Origin of the sequence: Caballeronia humi (assembly GCF_001544475.1) — a bacterium.
GTDB lineage: Bacteria > Pseudomonadota > Gammaproteobacteria > Burkholderiales > Burkholderiaceae > Caballeronia > Caballeronia humi.
On the sequence record NZ_FCNW02000059.1, the window covers coordinates 1 to 19,932 of the forward strand.

Below are 19,932 nucleotides of genomic sequence, written 5' to 3' on the forward strand. Positions count from 1 at the left end.
GGTACGGTGCTCGATGCTTGCCCATTTTGACACCCCCTTTTAAAAGGATAGGTGTCCGTTTTGGCGGGTCAATCTCAATCAGTGGGCAATGGCGCAGGCCATCGAGCGACAACGCACGCTCACAGCCGATCCATGGGAAGGCTACTGGCGCACGCGGCAAGGGATTACTGCCGCGATGCCCCGGGCGGTTGGCATGAAGCGCTAAACCAGTATCATGTTCAACGCCGAACGACCGGACTTACAGACACTAGCCACAAGCCTCCGTACCGCCGTGGTACGAGGCGACCCGTTCGCACAAGCCTTGGTGTCGCTGCCGTCGCAAAGCCGGGCACAGGTCTTCGCCGCTGCCAGGCGTTCTGGGTCGGCGTCATCGCCGGGATTGGAAGGGAGTTTTTGTGCGATTCAGCGATTCAGCTACTTTTGTGCGTCGACCGTTTTGGCAGATGCCCGCAAAATAAAGCCCGCCTCATCGGCGGGCAGGGTCACACAGGAGGTGATGTCTCGTATCGGAGAGACATCCTATGTTGTAGGTCACTGCGATGCTAGAAGCAAGACGTGCGACCTGTACGTAAAGGAGCGACCATGGACATGTGTGTCATCACGCATGCGCCCACGCGAGCCACCGACGTGATCTTAGCACGATCGTTCGATATTTCCCTACGTAAGTCGCGTCGCAGCGTTGGCCACGCTGCGCCGCAGGGTCGCCGTTCATCGAGTTACAGGACGATCCACGCGACCTCCGCGTCTGAAATCCGTCTATGCCTCGTGCCACGGGCCCCCGCCCTCTCTGGTAAATACTAACGATGACGCACGCATTCAATGCCTGTTACGCGACCGCTGGATTGATTACCCACGCGCCTTTCAGGCACTCGAACAGCTTGAACGGTTATTTGTCACGCCGCGGCGCGAACGCATGCCGTACCTGTTGCTACATGGCGATTCAAGCATCGGCAAGACGCAGATCACCCTCGGCCCTTCGAGGATGAAGCCTTCGGAAGCTGGTTCGGCCGCGTTGCCAATCGTTATAGGCTAAGCATCGATCGGATGTGGGTAGCCAATCAGCTCGGGCCCTTGCCATCCCTGACAACGCCGGATGGATACTGTTCTCTCCCGTTGACAACCGTGTGCTCGACACACTCCCCGATCTCGCACGGCTCGACACGCTCGGCTAGCGCATCCAAACGCGTACCGACTGGATGATTCCGCGAACCCATTTTATCTACTGCTTCCGTTGCCTGGTGTTGACCCGGCTGACGTTACCGCGCCTCGCTAGAACGGAGGTACGTTGATCCCGCCGCGAGCTGCTGCGACGAACACGGCGAGCCGTTAGAAACAGTACGTGCGTCGACGATGCGGCAGGCAACCAATATGGAACATCTACTAAAGCTGGTCAGCCCCTACCAGAAACCACCTGACAAGCGCCGCCGCCGTTATTAGCGGAAATATTGAACCCATTGACGGAAATCGTGAACCTCAACAAATACCGACGTCGAAGGTACGCTGACGGCGACGGGAGAGGAGACATAGGAAGCCGGCTTTTGCAGTGGTCTTTGACGCCCCTGTCAAAGCGTCAATTTTGTCGCATTATCACGTAAGAAATCGATCAACGTTTGGGGATTGACCGGTTTCACAAAGTGCTGCTCACACCCGGCCTCGCTTGATCGGGCGCGGTCCTCTGGCGCCCCGAATCCACTCAGGGCAGCCAAAACGGCATTGGCGGTCACCGGTAGCGCCCGTAGCCGCCGGGCGAGCTCGTATCCGTTGATGCCAGGCAGCCCAATGTCCAAAATGACGACGTCGGGGTGAAATTCTTCTGCCTTCGCCAACGCGGCTTCTCCGTCGAACGCGCATTGGACTTCGTGCTCATGCAAGATCATCGCCAGCGATTCGGCCGCATCGTGATTGTCATCGACGACCAGAACGCGTAGTCGTCTCACCGGTTGTTTTGCCGGTTCCGTTGGGTCAGCATTTTCCGTAGCGGCCGCACGCGTCGTTGGCAGCGTGACAATGAACCGCGCTCCCATTCCCACACCGTCGCTTGCACCGGTGACTTTGCCCCCATGCATGTCAACTAGGTTCCGGACGACAGACAGCCCGATCCCAAGACCCGACCGCCACCGGCCGTCTGGTGCGGCAAGTTGGACGTAGGGCTCGAACATACGGCTAAGTTGCGACGGCGGGATGCCAATGCCATGGTCGCTCACAACAATTTCTACCAGGCCGTCGCGAACTGCTGCGTCAATCGTTATCTCGGTACCGCCGTCTGAGTATTTGATTGCGTTATCGAGCAGATTGGAAACTACCTAGGTCAACCTCGTTCGGTCACCGTCCACCAGTACAGGCTCATCGGGCAGGCTGACAATGATCTGGTCCCGGTGCTCGTTTGCGATCGGCCCACTGATTTCGACAGCGCTCCGCACGGCCTCCCTGATGTCGAATACTTCGCGTTGCAAGCGGATCTTGCCGCTGCTGATGCGTGAAACGTCCATCAAATCGTCTATCAGGCGGGTCAAATGAGCGCACTGGCGCTCGACTGTCACGCGTGCCCATTCAACCTCGGGCGGGATATCGGCACTGATCTGCTTGAGAATCTGCGCCGCATTACGGATTGGAGCCAGAGGGTTTCGAAGTTCGTGCGCCAACGTTGCCAGAAACGCATCCTTGCGACGATCCGTCTCCCGAAGCGACTCTTCAGCGAGCGTGCGTCGCGTGATGTCGGCCAGCGTACCGGTGAAAGAACGGACAGAGCCGTCCGGTTCTGTCCTGAAGCGACCATACATCTCGACCACGCGTGGTTCATGATCAGCGATTCGCACGATGCGGAAAATCGAATGGAAGTCGCCCCGGTGTTGCATCGTTTCCATGTAGTGCTCAATGAGCGCCTGAGCGTCGTCGCGGTGCACAAGTTCACGGACAAATGCTTTGCACGACAGGGGCCCCTGAGGTTCGGGTTGGCCCGTGATCTCGTACATCAGTTTGTTTTCCCAAACACCTGTTCGAGTTGGCACATCCCACTCGAAAATACCCAACCCCGCTGCAGATGCAGCCATTCGAAGCCGTTCCTCGCTCTTCTGCTGCGCGGCGAGAGCAAGGTCTCGCTCACCGATAGTCGCCGCGATCCTCCCGTCCTGTTCGTCGATCAGTTGCCTGATCGCAGTGCGAATGGTTGCGCTGAATAATTCCTCAATAAGCTGATGAGCGCCGGCCTGCGCGCTACGTGACGCCGATGTCCCCGCAAAAAATTCGCGGCTCGCCTGCTGCACGCAGCGCTGTAACCGGTTGAGTTCGCGAAACAATTCGTCGAGCTGGTAGCCCCGCATCCAGCGGTCACGGCCGTGTTTCTTGGCGTCAATGCTTAACTGCGCAAGAGTCGACTGAATAGAGGCAGCGCGCAAAACGGCACAGATTTCCTCATATAGCGCCGGGAGGTGATCGACCAGTTGTCCCGTCGTTAACCTGCCTGCCTGCTCACTGGCCGGGTCCGCTCTCACGGCGCGGAGCCAACGGCGCGTTATGAGGCCCCGCTTTCCCTCCAGATATGCTGCAAGCTCGGGAAAAGAACTGGTGCGTTGCGGCTTCATCATTATTGGTTCCGCGTCGTTTTACGAGCGAATCGGCCATCGGACCATCGGGAAGAGCGCCCTTGTCCCAGTAGGAAATACATCGTGGAACGTTTTTCTTCTCTTCCGCTAACTAGAGCTAGCGACCAAAGTCCCACGCGAGGTGGAGGCGGAATTTAAGAAGCGCTCGCCCGGTTGTCCATCAGCAAAGGCCCGGGGCTCGCTTCCTTGCGAGAGGTCAACGGGCAGCAAGTCTCTGTCCAATGATGATGCGTACCACTGGGCCGCATAGAAAGCAAAGAATGTGCCGCCACGGAGCTTACGGGATCACGGACGCATTGCTTTCCTCGAGAAGAAGCCGTGTCGGCAGCTGGGCCAGACTTCGACGGCCGCATGAACTCCGTCAGCCGCCGTTCGGCGACGCCTTACGAGGGTCTCCTCCTGTCAGCACCCGGTCGCCGAGTGGAAAAGCAAGCAAGCGCGGCGGCGGTTCCGACTGATGCAAATCGAACGACTCAGGGCCAGGCGACAGCAGCCTTCGACCGTGTCCGGACGACACAAGACGGCGTTATGACGAAATATCGACACTAACGACAGTCATGCGATCCACATGTTACTATCGGTCGTGGAATCCTCATCAAATGAGCGCATGATGAAAACCCTCGACGTGTCACAGGCCACCGCCGCCGCCCAGGCTGGAGGGGTGCTTAATGCTGTCTTGCGGGCCGACGGCGCCCAGTTTTTTATCGAGCTGGAAACCCGCACCGCCGGTACCGCCGTGCTGGTCACATCCAACAATCGGCGGCCGCGCGCCTTCCGCAACCCCATTAAGGCGCTCGAAGTCATCCGTGACCTCGGCGTGCAGAATGGGCGTTTTTCGCTAGAGGCATGGCGACCCGACGAAGCGGAGGTCGATCGACAGAGCCGACCGGATCGTGCGGAGGCCATGAAGCAGACGCACTCGAACGCGGCCGCCTATGAAAAGTGGTTCCGTGAACAGGTGCAGGAATCGTTGGACGATCCCCGACCAAACGTCCCGCATGCACAGGTGCAAAAAGAGATGGCCGACAAGAAGGCCGCATTGCGCAAGCGGATCTCAGCCCGCGGGGCTAAATCTTGATCGTTGAATGGCGGGTGAGAGCGAGCGAGGACCGCAACAACATCTTTGACTACATCGCCGAGGACAACCCCGCCGCCGCACTCGAACTGGACGACGAAATAGAAAAGAAGACGGACGCCCTGCCCGATCATCCTGAGCTCTACCGCATCGGTCGCGTGCGCGGCACGCGCGAGATAGTGTTGGCGCCCAATTACGTGCTGGAGTATCGAATCCTGAAGCGAAAGGCCGTCATCGAGATTGTGCGTATCGTCGGCGCAAGGCAGAACTATGGACGGCGGGTGGAGGCATGACGAGCGGCAGCCCCTGGGTGATGTCGCCGGTTCGCGTTGTCAGCGGAAGGGGCGGTAAGACATCTACCGCGCGAGCATGCTTATGAGACGGTGCTTGGCCATCGCCGCCTGTAATGTCGTCAGCCACATGCTTTCCTGATTCACGTCCTCGCTCATTTGCTGCTTGCGTTCGTCCTCTTCCAAGAGAAACGAACGCCGGTTCCGACGTTCTATTCCTTTATGTAAAAAGGACGCGGCGAGGTCAGCGTGGTCGCGGCGAATTATTCTGTCGTGGGAGGCGGACATCGGTAGCTGACTCTATTCACCGTCAATTCTTTGGAACGTGTCGGTCCCGGTGGAAACGTGGTTGGCTACCGCCCCCGTCATGCTCTCGCAAAGTAGCCAAGTTGTAACGATGCGCTCCATATTCCCCCCGCTCAGCCGCTTTGTACTGTCCGACTGAGGAAGCAACAGCGGCATAGCGTCCCCAGGACAGAGACCGAAAGTACCAGTTCCGCATTAAGTTCATTTCGACACCTACCGTCGAAACACACGGCCTTTCCTTTCACGCCATCACGCTGCGATCTTCCTGTACTCTTGCGGGTTTCGAGCGGCTTCTGTGTTATATGAAATTCGCGGACGAGAGCGCCGCGATTGAGCGACCGGAAGTCGCATTCGTGAGATTGATCGGCTCGGGTAACCACTTGAAGGGGCCGTCTACCTGTGCGGCGATTTCTGTGCACCTTGGCGTATTGCCTGGCCGATGCGCCGGGCGAAGTGCACCACTTTTCTGCGGCGCGCGGGACGCATCGTCCCCTATCACCTTGTTATCCAGGGAAGCTGCTGGGTTTGCCCCGTCGACGATCCGGCTGCTGCCGGGCCGATGCCGGAGAATTCGTTGTCGTGCCGCGCGGTCAAGCGCATCTGATCGGCAGCTCGCGCGAAGCGGTGCAAGAGTCAGCAGGGAATCTGCCGATTTGCCCGGGCCTCGCGCCGGGCGAACCGGTTAAATTGGGCCACAGCGGCCGCACGGCGCAAACCCGTTTGATTTGCGGCTTTTTCGCCTGTCACGATACCCTTATGAATCCGGTACTTCTGGGGCTGCCGTGCATCTTCAAGGCCGACCTGCGAAACGATCCACATTCGCCGTGGTTCGAATGGACCCTCGGGCTTGCTGCTGCAGAGGCGGCCGAGTGGAGCGCAGGAAGCGCGGTTATGCTGGCCCGGCTGTCGGAACTGTTATTTGTGGCCGCAGTACGGGGGTTTATCGACGCGCTGCCGACCGACCGGAAGGGCTGGCTCGCGGGCGTAGGCGATCGCTTCGTTGGCCTCGCGCTCGCGATATTGCACGGGAAGCCCGCGCATGGCTGGACAATTGAGCAGCTCGCGCAAAAAACGGGCCTCTCGCCTGCTGCGCTCGTGCAGCGCTTCACCCACCTATTAGGCGAGCCACCGCTGCAGTATCTTGCGCGCTTGCGCGTAGAGATCGCGGCGCAGAAACTGGCGAATGACACGGTCGCTGTCGGTCGTGACGACGCAGGCAGGCTTTAAACCGGAGACAGGGACCAATTACAGGTTGAAGCGATAAACCTGGCAGCACCAGTACTGTCGTCAAGTTAGCCATACTCGCTCCTTTCCTATCGTCCTTGCTCGCTGTCAGGCCCGTTCAACACGGCCTTTGGCGGGTCCACCGGAGAAATAATGGAAAGCGAACTTAAACTACTGGTCTGTGTTGGGAAAGCGAGCCAAGTCCTGCACTCCCCCGCTATTAGCCGCTTGCTGGTCGATCCGGCGACCACGGACGAGTTAACGAGCACGTACTTCGATACGCCGGATTTCCAGCTGCATAAGAACGGCGCCTCACTGCGTGTCCGTGTTGTAGGCGAGAAGCGACTGCAGACGCTCAAGCTCGATGGCGCCATCGCGGCAGGGTTCTTTGAACGGGAAGAGTTTGAAGGCCCGGTGGCCGGCAACTCGCCAGACCTCGACTCGCTGAAAGAGCTGCTTCCCCAGAAAAAAAACGGCACCAGGGTTTTACAGACAGACGGACTCGCATCGCAGCTTCAGCCGTTGTTTGTTACCCGCGTCAAACGTTCGACCGCTGTGCTTCGCCTGTCGCAGGACACGGAAGTGGAACTGGCAGTCGATGACGGTGTGATCGAGGCCGAGGCTGGCTCGACGTCGATTCACGGCGTGGAGATGGAACTGAAGAGCGGCGCGCCCGAGCAGCTTTATGAACTGGCGCTTGCCCTTCTGGAAGAGGTGCCCCTTCGCATCGACTACATGAGCAAAGGCGATCGTGGATACGAACTGCTCGTGCAAGAGCACCGTGCGCCCGTGCGGGCAGAACCACTCGAACTCAAGAAACGTTACACAGTTGAGGAGGCGTTCCAATACATCGCGAAGAACTGCCTCGCGCAAGTCCACGGTAACGAGCGAGGCGTGGTGTCGGGACATGATCCGTCCAGCGTCCATCAAATGCGGGTGGGACTTCGCCGGTTGCGCTCAGCGCTCGATATGTTTGCGGACGTAATTGTTGCGCCCGCAGAGTTCGACCGAGAGCTTAGATGGATCGCCGGTGAGCTTGGCGGCGCACGTGACTGGGAGGTTTTGGCGGGCGCAACGCTCGATCAGGCGTTCGATTCCGCCAGAGACGGCGACGACGTGAATGCGACCCGGCAGGCCGCGAAGGAGCGCGCGGTCCAGAATCGCAAAGCAGCGGCCGCTGCGGTCGATTCGGTGCGCTACACCCGGCTCGTGTTGCGGCTCACACTCTGGGTTGAGTCGATGGGATGGCGCAATGGGCAAAGCGACGCAGGACGCGCAGCATCCGAGAAATCGGTCTCGAGGTTTGCCAACGCGACGCTGTCGAGCCGTCATAAGAAGTTGCTCAAGCGTGGCAGGGGCCTGGCGAAACTCGACGACGAAAGCCGCCATCGCGCGCGCATTGCCGCGAAGAAACTCCGCTATGCGACCGAGTTTTTCACATCGCTGTTCCTCAATCGGGTGGTCAAACCCTACATTGGTGCGCTGAGCGAGCTTCAGGATGACCTCGGTTGGCGCAACGACATCGTGGTCGCAGATGGCTTACTCAGGTCATTGGCAGCGGCGAAGCCCGAAGCCGCTTCTGGTGCCGGCTTTGCACGCGGCTATTTCGCATCGCGCGCTGCCGAAGACCACGATTCATTGAAAGCGCTATGGAAGAAGTTCAAACGGCTCTCCCCGCCTTCGTTGCCCAACCAGTAGCGTGCAACGGACTGCATTGCGCAAAATGGAGAAGCCCTGCTAGTTGCCTTAGGTCACCGGCGCCGGATTAAACAGAACCAGCGCGTTATGCAGCTTGAGCTTCTCCGCACAAGTCTGCTTGCGCCCACTCGCGACTTCGAGCATCAGCCTGAACAACTCCCAACCCACGTCTTCGATGGAAGACTCTCCGGTCGCGATCGTCCCGGCATTGATGTCCATCAGATCGTGCCAGCGGCGCGCGAGATCGGAGCGCGTCGCGACCTTGATCACCGGCACTTCCGCGAGACTGTAAGGCGTGCCGCGACCGGTGGTAAATACATGCAGGTTGATCCCCGCCGCCACCTGCAGTGTGCCGCAAATAAAGTCGCTAGCAGGCGTGGCAGCGTAAATCAGCCCCTTCCGCCTGACTTTCTCCCCCGGCGACAACACGCCCGAAATCGCCGAATTGCCCGATTTGATGATCGATCCCATCGCCTTCTCGACGATGTTCGACAGTCCGCCCTTCTTGTTGCCCGGCGTCGTGTTCGCGCTGCGATCGGCGCTGCCGCGCTTCAGGTAATCGTCATACCACTGCATCTCGCGGATGATCGCCGCCGCCACGTCCGGATTCGCCGCGCGGCTCGTCAACTGGTCGACGCCATCGCGCACTTCCGTCACCTCGGAGAACATCACGGTCGCGCCCGCGCGCACGAGCAGATCCGTTGCGAATCCGACCGCCGGATTCGCCGTCAGCCCGGAAAACGCATCGCTGCCGCCGCACTGCACGCCGATCACCAGATCGGAGGCTGGACACGTCTCGCGACGCCGGTTGTTCAGCCGCTCGAGATGCCGCTCGGCCATCCGCATGATCGAGTCGATCATCGACTCGAAGCCGACATGTTGCTCGTCCTGCAGCACGACCACGTCGCCGTTCGCATCCGCGCCGATGTCGCCGATGTCGGCCACGTCGTCGACGGCCGTGGTCATGATCGGAATCGTGCCTGGCGGCATGAGACGCTCGGGTTGCAGCTTCTCGCAGCCGAGGCTCACCATCATCACCTCGCCGCCGAAATTCGGATTCAGGCTGATGTTGCGCACGGTGCGGATGGGCACCATCGCGTCGGGTGCGTCGATCGCGACGCCGCAGCCGTACGTGTGCCCAAGACTCACGACATCGTCGACGTTCGGATAGCGCGGCAACAGCTCTGCCTTGATGCGCGCGACCGCGTGCTGGACGACGTCGGCGACGCATTGCACGGTCGTCGTGATCGCGAGGATGTTGCGCGAGCCGACCGTGCCGTCCGCGTTGCGATAGCCCTCGAACGTGAAGCCTTCGAGCGGCGGCATCTCGGGCGGCTTGATGGTCGCGATCGGCAAGCCTTCGAGTCCCGGCGGGCTCGGCATACGGATCACGTGCTCGTTGATCCAGCTTCCCTTCGGCAGGTTCTTCAGCGCGTAGCCGATCACCACGTTATAGCGGATGACTTCATCGCCCTCGGCGAGATCCTTCAGCGCAACCTTGTGCCCCTGCGGCACGCGCTCGCGCAGCACCAGGCCGTCGGCGAACGTGGCGCCTTCGGGCAGCCCGCCGTCGTTGACGACGATCGCGACGTTGTCTTGCAGGTGAACGCGAATGTAAAGGGGAGCCTGGGTCATTTCATCCTCTGAGGGCGTTGTTGCATATATCCGGGCGCGGCGCGGCGGCCTGACGTTTACGCGCAACGGTCGGGGGCGGTGCCCCTGTTAACTTTGCGTCGAATTGCGTAGATTCTCGATTTTTGCCGAGAAGATGCGCAAGGACGAACACAAGACGCGTGAGCCCAAGGGGAAATACCGTGTCAGGAACTGGACGCAGTACAACGCGGGCTTGATCGCGAGAGGCGACGTGACGATGTGGATCGAGCAGAGCGTACTGAAAACGACTGAGACGCGGTTGCCCAAACGCGGCCGGCCTTACGCCTACTCGGACGCGGTGATTCAGATGCTGCTCGGGCTCAAACAGGTGTACCGCCTTCCGTTGCGAGCGCTTCAGGGCTTCGCGCATAGCCTACGCGAACTCGCATTCGCGGACTTGCCGGTGCCCAATTACACGACGCTGAGTCGCCGCGCGCAAGACCTGAAAGTTAGGTTGCCCGCCCTGCGCAGCGGCGAACCGCTGCATCTGGTGGTCGATAGCACCGGCGTGAAGCTCTACGGCGAAGGCGAATGGAAGGTGCGCAAGCACGGCTATTCGAAGCGCCGCACCTGGCGCAAGGTGCACTTGGGACTGGACGCGAAGACCGGTCAGGTATGCGCTGCGCTGATGACGCATCAAGACGTCGCCGATGCCGACGTGTTGCCCAAGCTGCTCGATCAGATCTCTGCGGACGAACCGATCGATACCATCGGCGGCGACGGCGCGTACGACACCAAGCAATGCCACGCGGCGATCGCCGCACGCGATGCTCAACCGTCGATCCCGCCGCGCGAAGGGGCGATGCCCTGGTCTGAGAACACGCCTGGCGCGAGCTGGCGCAATGAGGCGATTGACGCCATTGCGCGAAGCGGTCGACAGGAATGGAAGAAGCGCAGCGGCTACCACCGGCGCTCGCTCGTCGAGAACCTGATGTATCGACTCAAGACGCTCACAGGCACTCGTCTATGGGCGCGCTGCATCGGTTCCCAAGCAACCGAGGTAGCGATCCGCGTGGGCGTGCTGAACCGCATGACGGCGCTCGCACGCCCGCAGTCCACCCGCATCGCATGAATTCAGGATCGCAGAAGCCATCTTGTCCTTACGTTCGACTTATGCAACAACGCCTCCTCTGAGCGGCAGGTGGTGAAGTACATGGGTCATGCGTCATCCTATGCTTTTGACGAAAGCACCCTCCGGCTAGGACGCGGTAAGTAACAGTTCCGCGGTCGCTATGAAAAGCGGAGCGGCTCCAGTGGACGCCGCCTGACAAGCTGGCCGGCATCCTAAGCTGCCGGACCTACCCCTCGTCTTACTTGACCCCAGGACTCACTGCCACCAATTGCGGCTCGAGCATGCGGTCGCCGCTTCTCGCCAGCCAACACACCGCAAATGCTGCGATGATATCGAACACCGCGAGTACGACAAACAGCGGGCTGTAACCGACCTGCGTGACCAATACGCCGAACAGCGCGGTGAACGCCGCAGCTCCCAGGTAACCCGCCATTCCGCCCATGCCCGTGGCAGTCGCAACTTCGTTCTTGCCGAACATGTCCGACGTAATCGCATATAACGCCCCTGACAAGGTCTGATGGGCGAAGCCGCCGACGCACAGCAGCGCAACGGCCGCGTAAGGGCTGGCTACCAGGCCGACGCATGCCGGCCCGACCATGCAGAGTGCACCGAAGACGAAGACCATCTTGCGCGACGTGAACAGCGAAACCTTCGCGTACTTATGGAACAGCGGACTGAGGTAGCCGCCGAGCACGCAACCAATGTCGGCAGCCAGAAAGGGCATCCACGCATACAGCGCGATTTCCTTCAGGTTCATGTGCCGCTCGGTCATCATGTAGAGCGGGATCCACGCATTGAAAGTCTGCCAGGCCGGCTCGGACAGTATCCGTGGGATGCCGATCGCCCAGAAATTGCGGCTGCCGAGCATTTCAGTCCACTTTCGCTTCGGCGCGCCCACATTGCTGTGCTTGGCCTCCTGCCCGCTGAGAATGTAATCGCGTTCAGCGTCGCTCAGCAGCTTCTGATCACGCGGATGTTTGTACAGCAGCATCCACAGCGCGCTCCAGGCTATGCCCAGCACGCCGACGATCAGAAACGCCCATTGCCATTGCCCGTGCAGCAATGCCCAGACGACCAACGGCGGTGCGAGCAGCGCGCCGATGGACGAGCCGATGTTGAACCAGCCGATCGCCACCGAACGCTCCTTGGCCGGGAACCACTCGCTGGTCGCCTTCACGCCCGCCGGAATGCCGGCCGCTTCGGCGATGCCGAGAAGGCCGCGAAAGAACGCAAGACTGCGCCAGTCCGTCGACCATGCCGCCGCCGCGCAGGCCAAAGACCAGGCGAGCGCGAATGCCGCAAAACCAATCTTGGTGCCGACCGTGTCGAGCAGATAGCCCGCAACCGGTTGCATGAACGCATAACACAGTTGCCACGCCACCACGACGTGCGCGTACTGCTCGGTGGTCATGTGGAGGTCTTTCATCAGCGTCGGCGCCGCTACCGAAAGCGTGTTGCGCGCGAGATAATTAATGATGAGCCCGGCCGCGACCAGGCTGACCATCCACCAGCGGATGCCCTTGATTTTCATGGCTGTGTCTCCTCGAAGTCTTTTAATGATCAGATGGGCTGGGCTGCGGGAGCCGTCGAGCCATCAGGCCCGGAATCGACGCGCGAGTAATCGAGGCCGACGAAGCTGCCGCCCTGGTAGCGTTGGCCCAAAGTGTCGAGCGGGTTCGGCCTTGCCAGCACTTGCGCGGCGTACACCTCGGCGTTCTGTGTCGGCTGATAACCCAAACGTTCGGCCCCGCCGTTGTCCCACCAACTCCGTGTGTTGGCGGAGACGCCCCAGACCGTCATGAAGCCGACGTCCTCCGCTTCGATACAACGGTCGAGAAAATGGATCAGGTCGCGATGGCCGAACCAGGTGCTCAGGTGTCTGGGCTCGGTCGGACGATCGAGGCAACTGCCGATACGCACGCAAATACTTTCGATGCCGTGCTTGTCCCAATACATTCTTGCCAATGCTTCGCCCCACACTTTGCTCAGGCCATAAAACCCGTCTGGGCGCAACGCGCAGTCGAGGGTGAGATGTTCAGTGACCGGGTACATGCCGATCGCGTGGTTCGAGCTGGCGAACACCACGCGTCGCACGCCTTGTCTGCGCGCGCCTTCGTACACTTCGACCAGCGCGAGAAGGTTGTTGTCGATGATCTCGGGCAGAGGGCGCTCCACGCTCGTACCTGCAAGGTGGATTAACACATCGACACCGTCCAGCAGGCGGTCGACGACGACCGGGTCGCGTAGGTCGCCGTGCATGACATCCTCACCGTCCACCAGAGGAGCAAGGGGCTTTGAGCCAGCGGCTGAGCGTAACGGGGTGCCGCGAGCGATCAACGCGGTCCGTACGACCGAGCCGAGCTGCCCACCGGCCCCACTCAGGGCAATCTTCTTCATAAAGGTCCTTTAAGTGCCCCAAACGCTTGAGCCAAGCTGGCAGAATTCAGCGGTCAAGCCGAGACGGTAGAGCGAGCCAATAAGCGATCGCTAGTTGTACGATAACGTACTTTCTCATATTGGCGTTTGGATTCATCTAGGCACTTACCCGCAGATAATGCACCACCGAGCAGAGCCGTCGCAGCTATTCACGTAATGCGTGCCAAAACTGGGGCTAGCGCAGCGTGGCGAGGGTTTGGTGGCTGAAGGTGTATGCAAATACGTTACGGGTAAACGTCCCTGTTCCGCCACGGTCATAAGACATACGATGTACTCTGACGTCAGACGACAAAAGCACCTGACGAACCTTTATTTACTCCCGATTTCAGGAAAACTAGACATGACAGCGTCGACCCCTTATCAGCCGTTACCGAACACGTTTCGCCAGTCGGTTCGCGACGGCGAACGCCTGATTGGGGGATGGGCCTCCCTCGCAAGTCCGATCACGACGGAATTGCTGGGCGTCGTCGGTTTCGATTGGCTGTTGCTGGATGCGGAACACGCCCCGAACGACGTTCTAACGCTCATCCCGCAGCTCATGGCACTCAAAGACAGCCCGAGCGCGCCTTTCGTACGGCCACCGGCGAATGACAGCGTTGTCATCAAGCGCATGCTGGACGCAGGCTTTTTCAACTTTCTGATCCCTTTCGTAGACAGCGCCGCTGATGCGGAACGCGCCGTCGCCGCGACACGTTACCCGCCGCTGGGCGTGCGTGGCGTATCGGTCGGCCAACGAGGCAATCGCTACGGAACCATTGCCAACTATTTCGACATTGCGAACGACAACATCTGCGTTGTCGTGCAGATCGAGAGCCGTGCTGCAGTCGAGGCGATCGATGAGATTACCGCGGTCGATGGTGTTGATGCCGTGTTCGTCGGTCCCTCCGATCTCGCCGCCTCATACGGGCATATCGGCAATGCAAACCACCCCGAAGTGCAGGAAGCCATCGCTTATGTTTTCGAGCGCGTCAAGGCGGCCGGCAAGGCAAGCGGCATTCTCGCGCCCATGCAGGCGGATGCCGAGCGCTACCTCGCGATGGGGAGCACGCTGGTGGCGGTCTGCGCCGACATGGGCCTCCTTCGGAACGCCGCACAAGCCGTACAGAAGCATTTCATGCAGAAGTAAGCACGCGTGGTCAACGTGACATCACAACGTTTGGAGAATCAAATGCAAAAGGCAGGCTTTATCGGACTTGGGATCATGGGCACGCCGATGGCGGCGAATCTGCGAAGGGGTGGCGTCGAACTCGTCGCGTTCACTAAAGGTGCCGTGCCGGCCGACCTCACGCAGGCAGGCGTCGTCGCGGCAGACAGTGCCGCTGCGGTCGCCGCCCAAGCGGACGTCATCTTCATCATGGTTCCGGACACGCCCGACGTCGAACGCGTGCTGTTCGGTGAAAACGGCGTGGCCGAGAGCCTGCGCGCCGGTCAGATCGTGGTCGACATGAGTTCGATCTCGCCGATGGCCACGCGCGATTTCGCCGCCCGCGTGCGCGAGCGTGGCGCGGAGTATCTCGATGCGCCTGTTTCGGGAGGCGAAGTTGGCGCTAAAGCGGGATCGCTCACGATCATGGTGGGCGGCTCGCAAGCGAGCTTCGACACGGTGAAGCCCTACTTCGACATGATGGGAAAAAACGTATCTCTGATTGGCGAAGTCGGCGCCGGACAAGTTTGCAAGGTCGCCAACCAGGTGATCGTCGCCGCGACCATCGAGGCAGTCGGCGAGGCGTTGCTGTTGGCATCCAAAGCCGGCGTGGATGCGGAGAAGGTTCGTCAGGCGCTGATGGGCGGCTTTGCGTCGTCCCGGATTCTCGAAGTGCATGGCGAGCGCATGACGAGGCGCACCTTCAACCCCGGATTCCGTATCGAGCTGCATCAGAAAGATTTGAATCTCGCGCTTTCGACGGCGCAGGCGCTCGGCGTCTCGCTACCGAATACCGCAACGTGCCAGGCGCTGTTCAACGCCTGCGCGGCTCACGGCGGCAAAGCGTGGGACCACTCGGCCATGGTGCGCGCGCTGGAAATCATGGCAAACCATGAGATCGGCCAGGTTGCCCGATAAGCAAATACGCGCGGCATCAAGAACTCGCCGCCGCCACTGGCGTGAGCGTGTACTTCTGCGACCCACACAGCCCCTGGCAGCGCGGCACTTGCGAAAACACCAATATAGATAGTCCGTCCCGCCTTCCGTGATACTGGCGTCCGTTGTTTTAGGAGGAAAAGAGTTGAGCACGCTTGGGCAGAGGGCTTGCGCACCGAGCGGCTTTCCGTCGATGCCCTTCGCGGCGATCGGGCGGTGCTGCGTGAACGCATGGCTGCGGCCGCGTCGGCCGACGGCGCGGTGCAAGCGCTGATCGTCGATGCCGAAACGAGGGCCGACCTGAGCGTGCTCGCGCGAGTCACCGCAACGCGATTCTTCTAAAGATATTCTTCAGACCGGTAATCTACCTTCCAACGAGCACGGGCACACAGCGCTCGATGACTTCAACCACTTCGGCACCTACTCGGGCTGCAATCCCTCTCGGTGAGCTCGGAAGCATACGCCTGGGCTAGACTCGCCTTTGTCAGCGCTCGTCTGCGAACTTCATAAGCGTCGTCCCGCTGATCGAGGCCTTCGATTTGATGCTCCCCACGCTGCAGCGCGCCCCGTTCTCCCGCCAAGACTGGATTCGAGTGAAATACAAGTAAGCACTTTGCCGTCTATTTGCCTTTCGAGGGCTTGCCTAGCTAGTGAGGCTGGCATAAGAAGCTGTCGCTTTTCGAAATCGACGACTGTCGCTTTTCAACGATGCCCTCATGCTGCGTTGCAGGTCAATAAGGCCGATGGCTCAAATCGGTAGAGTCGAGATGTGGGTGCGACACGTGTCGCCGTCAGCCGCGCGCTATGCGGCATGCTGTAGATGGTAAAGCTCTTTCTTGCCTTGTCACATTTGGCATTCGAAGTTTGGAGGTTGAAGCCGTGACCTGTTGTACGACCAACAGTTGCCTACCTGGACATGCGCGACGGGAGACCATCGAGTCTGAAGCTCCGGGGACAAAGTACCCTTCCAATGGACGGTCCACCTTGGTGACAAGGAACCGACACTGCGAGCAGCGACGCGGTATAGGGGCGAGGCAATTTCCGCATGCGCAACTTAAGTGAACTGCCGATAAACCTCGTCACGACTAATGGGCCAAAGCTGCTGTCAGGCCCTGACCAAACGGTGCGTAGCAGGTTGCTCCGTAAGCGTCATGCAGAGGCCGCGCCGACCGTTCAGAACTCAAATTCCGATAGTCGTTCGTTGACGGCAGCGAGGTCAAAAGCATCGGGATCGAAGCTGCCGCCACACCATGCGAGCAGTTGCTCATGGTATTCATGAGACGGGTCGGTTATAGCTTCTAAGAATTCGATATACCCGGGTCCACCACCGACGTCTTCGGGCGGACAGGCGTTGCGGCCAGCCAAGCAGATCGGCGAGCGTAAGTCGGGATCAGGCGGCAAGATCTTTTCGACTTTGACGCGATGTTGCCAATTGTCGCCAAAGTCGTAGATATAGGTGAACAATTTCCGATCACCAAGTGCCACCGCGAGGGTTGCCTTGGCTTCGTCTAACACAGGCGGATCGTCGGGGACATCGGGTCGGAAGAGCGGATCGACCTCCCCATAGTTTTTGTCTCCAATGACGTACTCATGCACGTGGCCACCGTCCCACCCCATGGTCATGAGCAAGATGACGTGAAGCCTGGAAAGCTCAACGGACCCGCGAACGAGAATCTGCCGCCAAATCGCCGGTCTGAGACCCAGTAGTTCAACCCGCAACTGATAGATGAACTCTGGAGAGCTGACCATTCGCAACGTGGGTTTGCGACTGCTTGATTTGCGTGCTTGAGCCATCGTGATGGTCCGTTAAGCTGCGAGCTGTGTGGCCTGTTCAACGGGCATCAGGCGCCACGGCAGCAGTTCGTCGACGCGGTTGATGGGATGATCGGCGATCCGTTCGAAGACAGCACGCAAATACGCAAATGGCTCCACATCGTTTAGGCGTGCCGTTCCGATCAGGCTGTAGATTATCGCAGCGCTCTCGCCGCCGCCGTCGGACCCTGCGAACAGATAATTCCGGCGTCCAAGAACTAGAGGGCGAATTGAGCGTTCTGCGGTGTTGTTGTCCACTTCGATGCGCCCATCTTCGCAGTAACGCGTCAGCGCCTGCCAATGTGTCAACGAGTACTTGATCGCCTTGGCTATGCCGGACTTCACCGATACCTGCAAGAGCGTTCGTTCCAGCCAGACCTTCAGGCTTATGAGAAGCGGCATCGCACGCGTCAGGCGAACCGATTGACGCACGGCGGGCATTTGTCCGCGGATATCCCTCTCAATTGCGTACAGGGCTCTGATCCGGAGCAGCGCCTCCTCGGCGATCGGAGAGCGGTCTAAGTCGAACAAGTCATAGTACTTACGCCGAGCGTGGGCCCAGCAAGCGGCTTCGATAATCTGGCCATCGCGATATAGCGCGGAATACCCGCTATAGGCATCCGCTTGCAGGATTCCGCAATAGCCCTCGAGATGTGCTCTGGGCCTTTCGCCTTTGCGGTCAGGCGAGTACTGGTACCAGACCGCTGGCGGCGCCTGGTTGCCTGCTGGCCTATCGTCTCTCACATACGTCCATAGTCGCGCCGTGCGTGTCTTTCCGCGACCGGGATCTAACACTGGCACCGGCGTATCGTCGGTATGGATCTTTTGCGCCTGCAGGACATACTGACCTATGGCGTCGGCCAGGGGTTCAAGGAGGCGACCTGCTTCGCGCACCCAAGAAGCCAGCGTTGCGCGATCAAGCTCGATGCCTGCACGACGATAGATGCTTGCTTGTCGATACAGCGGGGTATGGTCAGCGTATTTGGAAACCACTACTTGAGCCAGCAGACCCGCCCCGGCCATACCCCTTGCGATTGGGCGGGAAGGAGCAGCAACCTGCACGACTTTGGAACAGCGACCACACGCTAGTTTGGGACGCACGTGCCGAGTCACCTTGAAGTAACCCGGCACATAATCGAGCATCTCGGAAACGTCTTCGCCGAGCGCACGCATATGGGTTCCGCATTCGGGACAGTCACAAGTCGCGGGCGCATGAACCAGGGTCTCACGTGGGAGGTGGTCGGGAAACGTGCGTGGTTTGCGGCGACGAGCAACGGCCTTGTCTGTTTCCTTCGAATCGACCGTTTCGCCTTCGACGGGCAAGTCTGTAGTTGGAACGCTCAGCACCTGCTGTACGGGCAAATCTCCAAGGGCCAGTTCGAGCTGATCCATCAGCTCAGTCATACGCTCCGATGAACGACCGTACTGCCAGCGTTTAAGACGTGCAATCTCAGCCACCAGCTGGGCAATCGTCTCGTCGCGCGAAGCCAGCATGCGCTTGAGGGCGGCGATGTCGTCAGGAAGGGAACTAGCGGGCATGCTTGCTATTTTAAAACATGCCCGCCGCTTCTGAACGCTTGCGCAGAGGCTTTTTTTAAGCTGCTCGAGTAGGCTGCCAGGTCCGTTCAGGCCGTCGCCAGTCAATGCCCTCTAGGAGCATCGAAAGCTGGGCTGCGGAGAGATGAATGCTGCCCGATTCGGCCTGGGGCCAGATAAAACGGCCGCGCTCAAGACGCTTCGCATAAAGATTCATGCCGTCGCCGCTCCACCACAAAATCTTAATGATGTCACCACGCCGTCCACGAAAAGCGAAAACGTGACCAGAAAACGGATCAAGTTCCAGAGTGGATTGAACAAGAGTAGCGAGGCCGTCCATGCCGCGACGCATGTCCGTAATGCCAGCGGCCAGCCAAATACGGGTACCGGAAGGAGGTGCGATCATACGGGCATCAGACAACGCAGCACTAAACGTAATTGAACGGGGTCGACCCTGCCAGTGAGCCGAACGCGCGCTCCATTGAGCTCGATCTCGATGCTTGCTGCATCACGCGCAGGCCCCTCAGGATTTGCAGCTACCGCCGGGGCCGTGGATGCCTTCGCTTTTACCTCCGTTGGCAAGGTCACAGGGAGTAGCACTGTCGCTTCAGCGCCGCCGTTGCTAAGCAACCCGGCGCGGTATTCGCGGCGCCATTTGAAAACCATATTTGGATTGAGTCCATGGGCCTGAGCCAGTTTAGCCACGGAAACATTGGATTCACAGGCCGCGATCGCGACCTGTCGTTTGTAGGCCGGATCGTAGTTCGGTCGGCCCTTGCGATTCGAAATCTGCATCTCATCTTTAGACAAAGTAGTCCCCGTCACTTATTTGGTGGGGACTACTTTGGACACTATCCAGCTATCTGTACATGCGGCCTTCAGATGACGCTTACGTTGCTCCCTTCCACATTGGGTGCACGTCGTCACCATCGCTACCGAGGAAGAGGCGGGCGCTAAACGGATAGATTCGGGAACAATCGAATCGGCAAGACTGGGAACGTGGTAAGCCCGATTCATCGCCTTGATTCCGGAATACGACAATCAAGGCAGGCAAACCGTGAGGAGCGCTGTTGACGAAGCGGGTATGAGAACGCGGAGAAAGCGAATGGCGGCCTGTAATGGGCTGCATAGAGGTTCAAGATTTGCCT

Annotated in this window: 18 protein-coding genes and 1 pseudogene; 10 read left to right on the forward strand and 9 right to left on the reverse strand. The window is 59.6% G+C overall.

Annotation, left to right across the window (positions count from 1 at the left end):
- Positions 1–679 precede the first annotated feature (679 nt).
- A complete protein-coding gene (locus AWB65_RS37930; RefSeq protein ID WP_235007840.1) occupies positions 680–1,033 on the forward strand; it encodes a TniB family NTP-binding protein in 354 nt (117 codons plus the stop codon).
- 529 nt (positions 1,034–1,562) lie between these two features.
- Here the strand turns inward: AWB65_RS37930 and AWB65_RS37180 are convergent.
- Both AWB65_RS37180 and AWB65_RS37185 read right to left on the reverse strand, forming a co-directional pair.
- Positions 1,563–2,291: a hybrid sensor histidine kinase/response regulator gene (locus AWB65_RS37180; RefSeq protein ID WP_268808269.1), complete on the reverse strand. Its 729-nt coding sequence runs from the start codon at positions 2,289–2,291 to the stop codon at positions 1,563–1,565.
- A gap of 12 nt (positions 2,292–2,303) precedes the next feature.
- Positions 2,304–3,584, reverse strand: a complete 1,281-nt coding sequence (locus tag AWB65_RS37185; protein WP_235007841.1) for a sensor histidine kinase — start codon at positions 3,582–3,584, stop codon at positions 2,304–2,306.
- 628 nt (positions 3,585–4,212) lie between these two features.
- On the opposite strand from AWB65_RS37185, the gene relB reads away from it, so the two are divergent.
- The 5 genes and pseudogenes from relB to AWB65_RS29815 all read left to right on the forward strand — a co-directional run bounded on the left by relB (position 4,213) and on the right by AWB65_RS29815 (position 8,195).
- Positions 4,213–4,680 carry a type II toxin-antitoxin system RelB family antitoxin gene (relB, locus tag AWB65_RS29800; protein WP_087670554.1) on the forward strand — a complete coding sequence of 156 codons (468 nt, stop codon included), beginning with the start codon at positions 4,213–4,215 and terminating at the stop codon, positions 4,678–4,680.
- On the forward strand, positions 4,677–4,970 hold the full coding sequence (locus AWB65_RS29805) for a type II toxin-antitoxin system RelE/ParE family toxin (protein WP_087670538.1): 294 nt from the start codon (positions 4,677–4,679) through the stop codon (positions 4,968–4,970). Before relB ends, AWB65_RS29805 begins: the two co-directional genes overlap by 4 nt.
- 694 nt (positions 4,971–5,664) lie before the next feature.
- Positions 5,665–5,877: pseudogene (locus tag AWB65_RS37935) on the forward strand (hypothetical protein); the annotation flags it as partial.
- Positions 5,799–6,500, forward strand: coding sequence for an AraC family transcriptional regulator (locus tag AWB65_RS29810; RefSeq protein ID WP_374729771.1), 702 nt, complete (start codon positions 5,799–5,801; stop codon positions 6,498–6,500). The pseudogene AWB65_RS37935 and the gene AWB65_RS29810, both read left to right, overlap by 79 nt.
- A 150-nt stretch (positions 6,501–6,650) precedes the next feature.
- Positions 6,651–8,195 (forward strand): CYTH and CHAD domain-containing protein, encoded by a 1,545-nt coding sequence (locus tag AWB65_RS29815; protein WP_087670540.1) that lies wholly within the window; start codon positions 6,651–6,653, stop codon positions 8,193–8,195.
- Between the two features lie 48 nt (positions 8,196–8,243).
- Here the strand turns inward: AWB65_RS29815 and garD are convergent, their stop codons facing one another.
- Positions 8,244–9,830 carry a galactarate dehydratase gene (gene garD, locus AWB65_RS29820; protein ID WP_087670541.1) on the reverse strand — a complete coding sequence of 529 codons (1,587 nt, stop codon included), beginning with the start codon at positions 9,828–9,830 and terminating at the stop codon, positions 8,244–8,246.
- Positions 9,831–9,963: 133 nt separating this feature from the next.
- Between garD and AWB65_RS29825 the strand changes: the two genes are divergently transcribed.
- On the forward strand, positions 9,964–10,920 hold the full coding sequence (locus AWB65_RS29825; protein WP_076611835.1) for an IS5-like element ISBhu1 family transposase: 957 nt from the start codon (positions 9,964–9,966) through the stop codon (positions 10,918–10,920).
- Between the two features lie 238 nt (positions 10,921–11,158).
- Here AWB65_RS29825 and AWB65_RS29830 read toward each other — a convergent pair whose 3' ends face one another.
- Positions 11,159–12,451: an MFS transporter gene (locus tag AWB65_RS29830; RefSeq protein WP_087670542.1), complete on the reverse strand. Its 1,293-nt coding sequence runs from the start codon at positions 12,449–12,451 to the stop codon at positions 11,159–11,161.
- Positions 12,452–12,480: 29 nt separating this feature from the next.
- Positions 12,481–13,317 carry an NAD-dependent epimerase/dehydratase family protein gene (locus AWB65_RS29835; RefSeq protein WP_087670543.1) on the reverse strand — a complete coding sequence of 279 codons (837 nt, stop codon included), beginning with the start codon at positions 13,315–13,317 and terminating at the stop codon, positions 12,481–12,483.
- A gap of 379 nt (positions 13,318–13,696) precedes the next feature.
- Between AWB65_RS29835 and garL the strand changes: the two genes are divergently transcribed.
- The 3 genes from garL to AWB65_RS36475 all read left to right on the forward strand — a co-directional run bounded on the left by garL (position 13,697) and on the right by AWB65_RS36475 (position 15,778).
- Positions 13,697–14,482 (forward strand): 2-dehydro-3-deoxyglucarate aldolase, encoded by a 786-nt coding sequence (gene garL, locus AWB65_RS29840; protein ID WP_087670544.1) that lies wholly within the window; start codon positions 13,697–13,699, stop codon positions 14,480–14,482.
- A gap of 42 nt (positions 14,483–14,524) precedes the next feature.
- Positions 14,525–15,418, forward strand: coding sequence for a 2-hydroxy-3-oxopropionate reductase (locus tag AWB65_RS29845; RefSeq protein WP_062644075.1), 894 nt, complete (start codon positions 14,525–14,527; stop codon positions 15,416–15,418).
- Between the two features lie 186 nt (positions 15,419–15,604).
- Positions 15,605–15,778, forward strand: coding sequence for a hypothetical protein (locus tag AWB65_RS36475; protein ID WP_159907856.1), 174 nt, complete (start codon positions 15,605–15,607; stop codon positions 15,776–15,778).
- Positions 15,779–16,609: 831 nt separating this feature from the next.
- Here AWB65_RS36475 and AWB65_RS29850 read toward each other — a convergent pair.
- Genes AWB65_RS29850 through tnpA form a run of 4 tightly spaced genes read right to left on the reverse strand, consistent with a single transcriptional unit; the run spans position 16,610 to position 19,594 of the window.
- Positions 16,610–17,230, reverse strand: a complete 621-nt coding sequence (locus AWB65_RS29850) for a plasmid pRiA4b ORF-3 family protein (RefSeq protein WP_087670545.1) — start codon at positions 17,228–17,230, stop codon at positions 16,610–16,612.
- Between the two features lie 12 nt (positions 17,231–17,242).
- Positions 17,243–18,787 (reverse strand): IS66 family transposase, encoded by a 1,545-nt coding sequence (gene tnpC, locus AWB65_RS29855; protein ID WP_087670546.1) that lies wholly within the window; start codon positions 18,785–18,787, stop codon positions 17,243–17,245.
- A 55-nt stretch (positions 18,788–18,842) separates the two neighbouring features.
- Positions 18,843–19,190, reverse strand: a complete 348-nt coding sequence (gene tnpB / locus AWB65_RS29860) for an IS66 family insertion sequence element accessory protein TnpB (RefSeq protein ID WP_062093208.1) — start codon at positions 19,188–19,190, stop codon at positions 18,843–18,845.
- Positions 19,187–19,594: an IS66-like element accessory protein TnpA gene (gene tnpA / locus AWB65_RS29865; protein ID WP_235007842.1), complete on the reverse strand. Its 408-nt coding sequence runs from the start codon at positions 19,592–19,594 to the stop codon at positions 19,187–19,189. Before tnpA ends, tnpB begins: the two co-directional genes overlap by 4 nt.
- Positions 19,595–19,932: the final 338 nt, after the last annotated feature.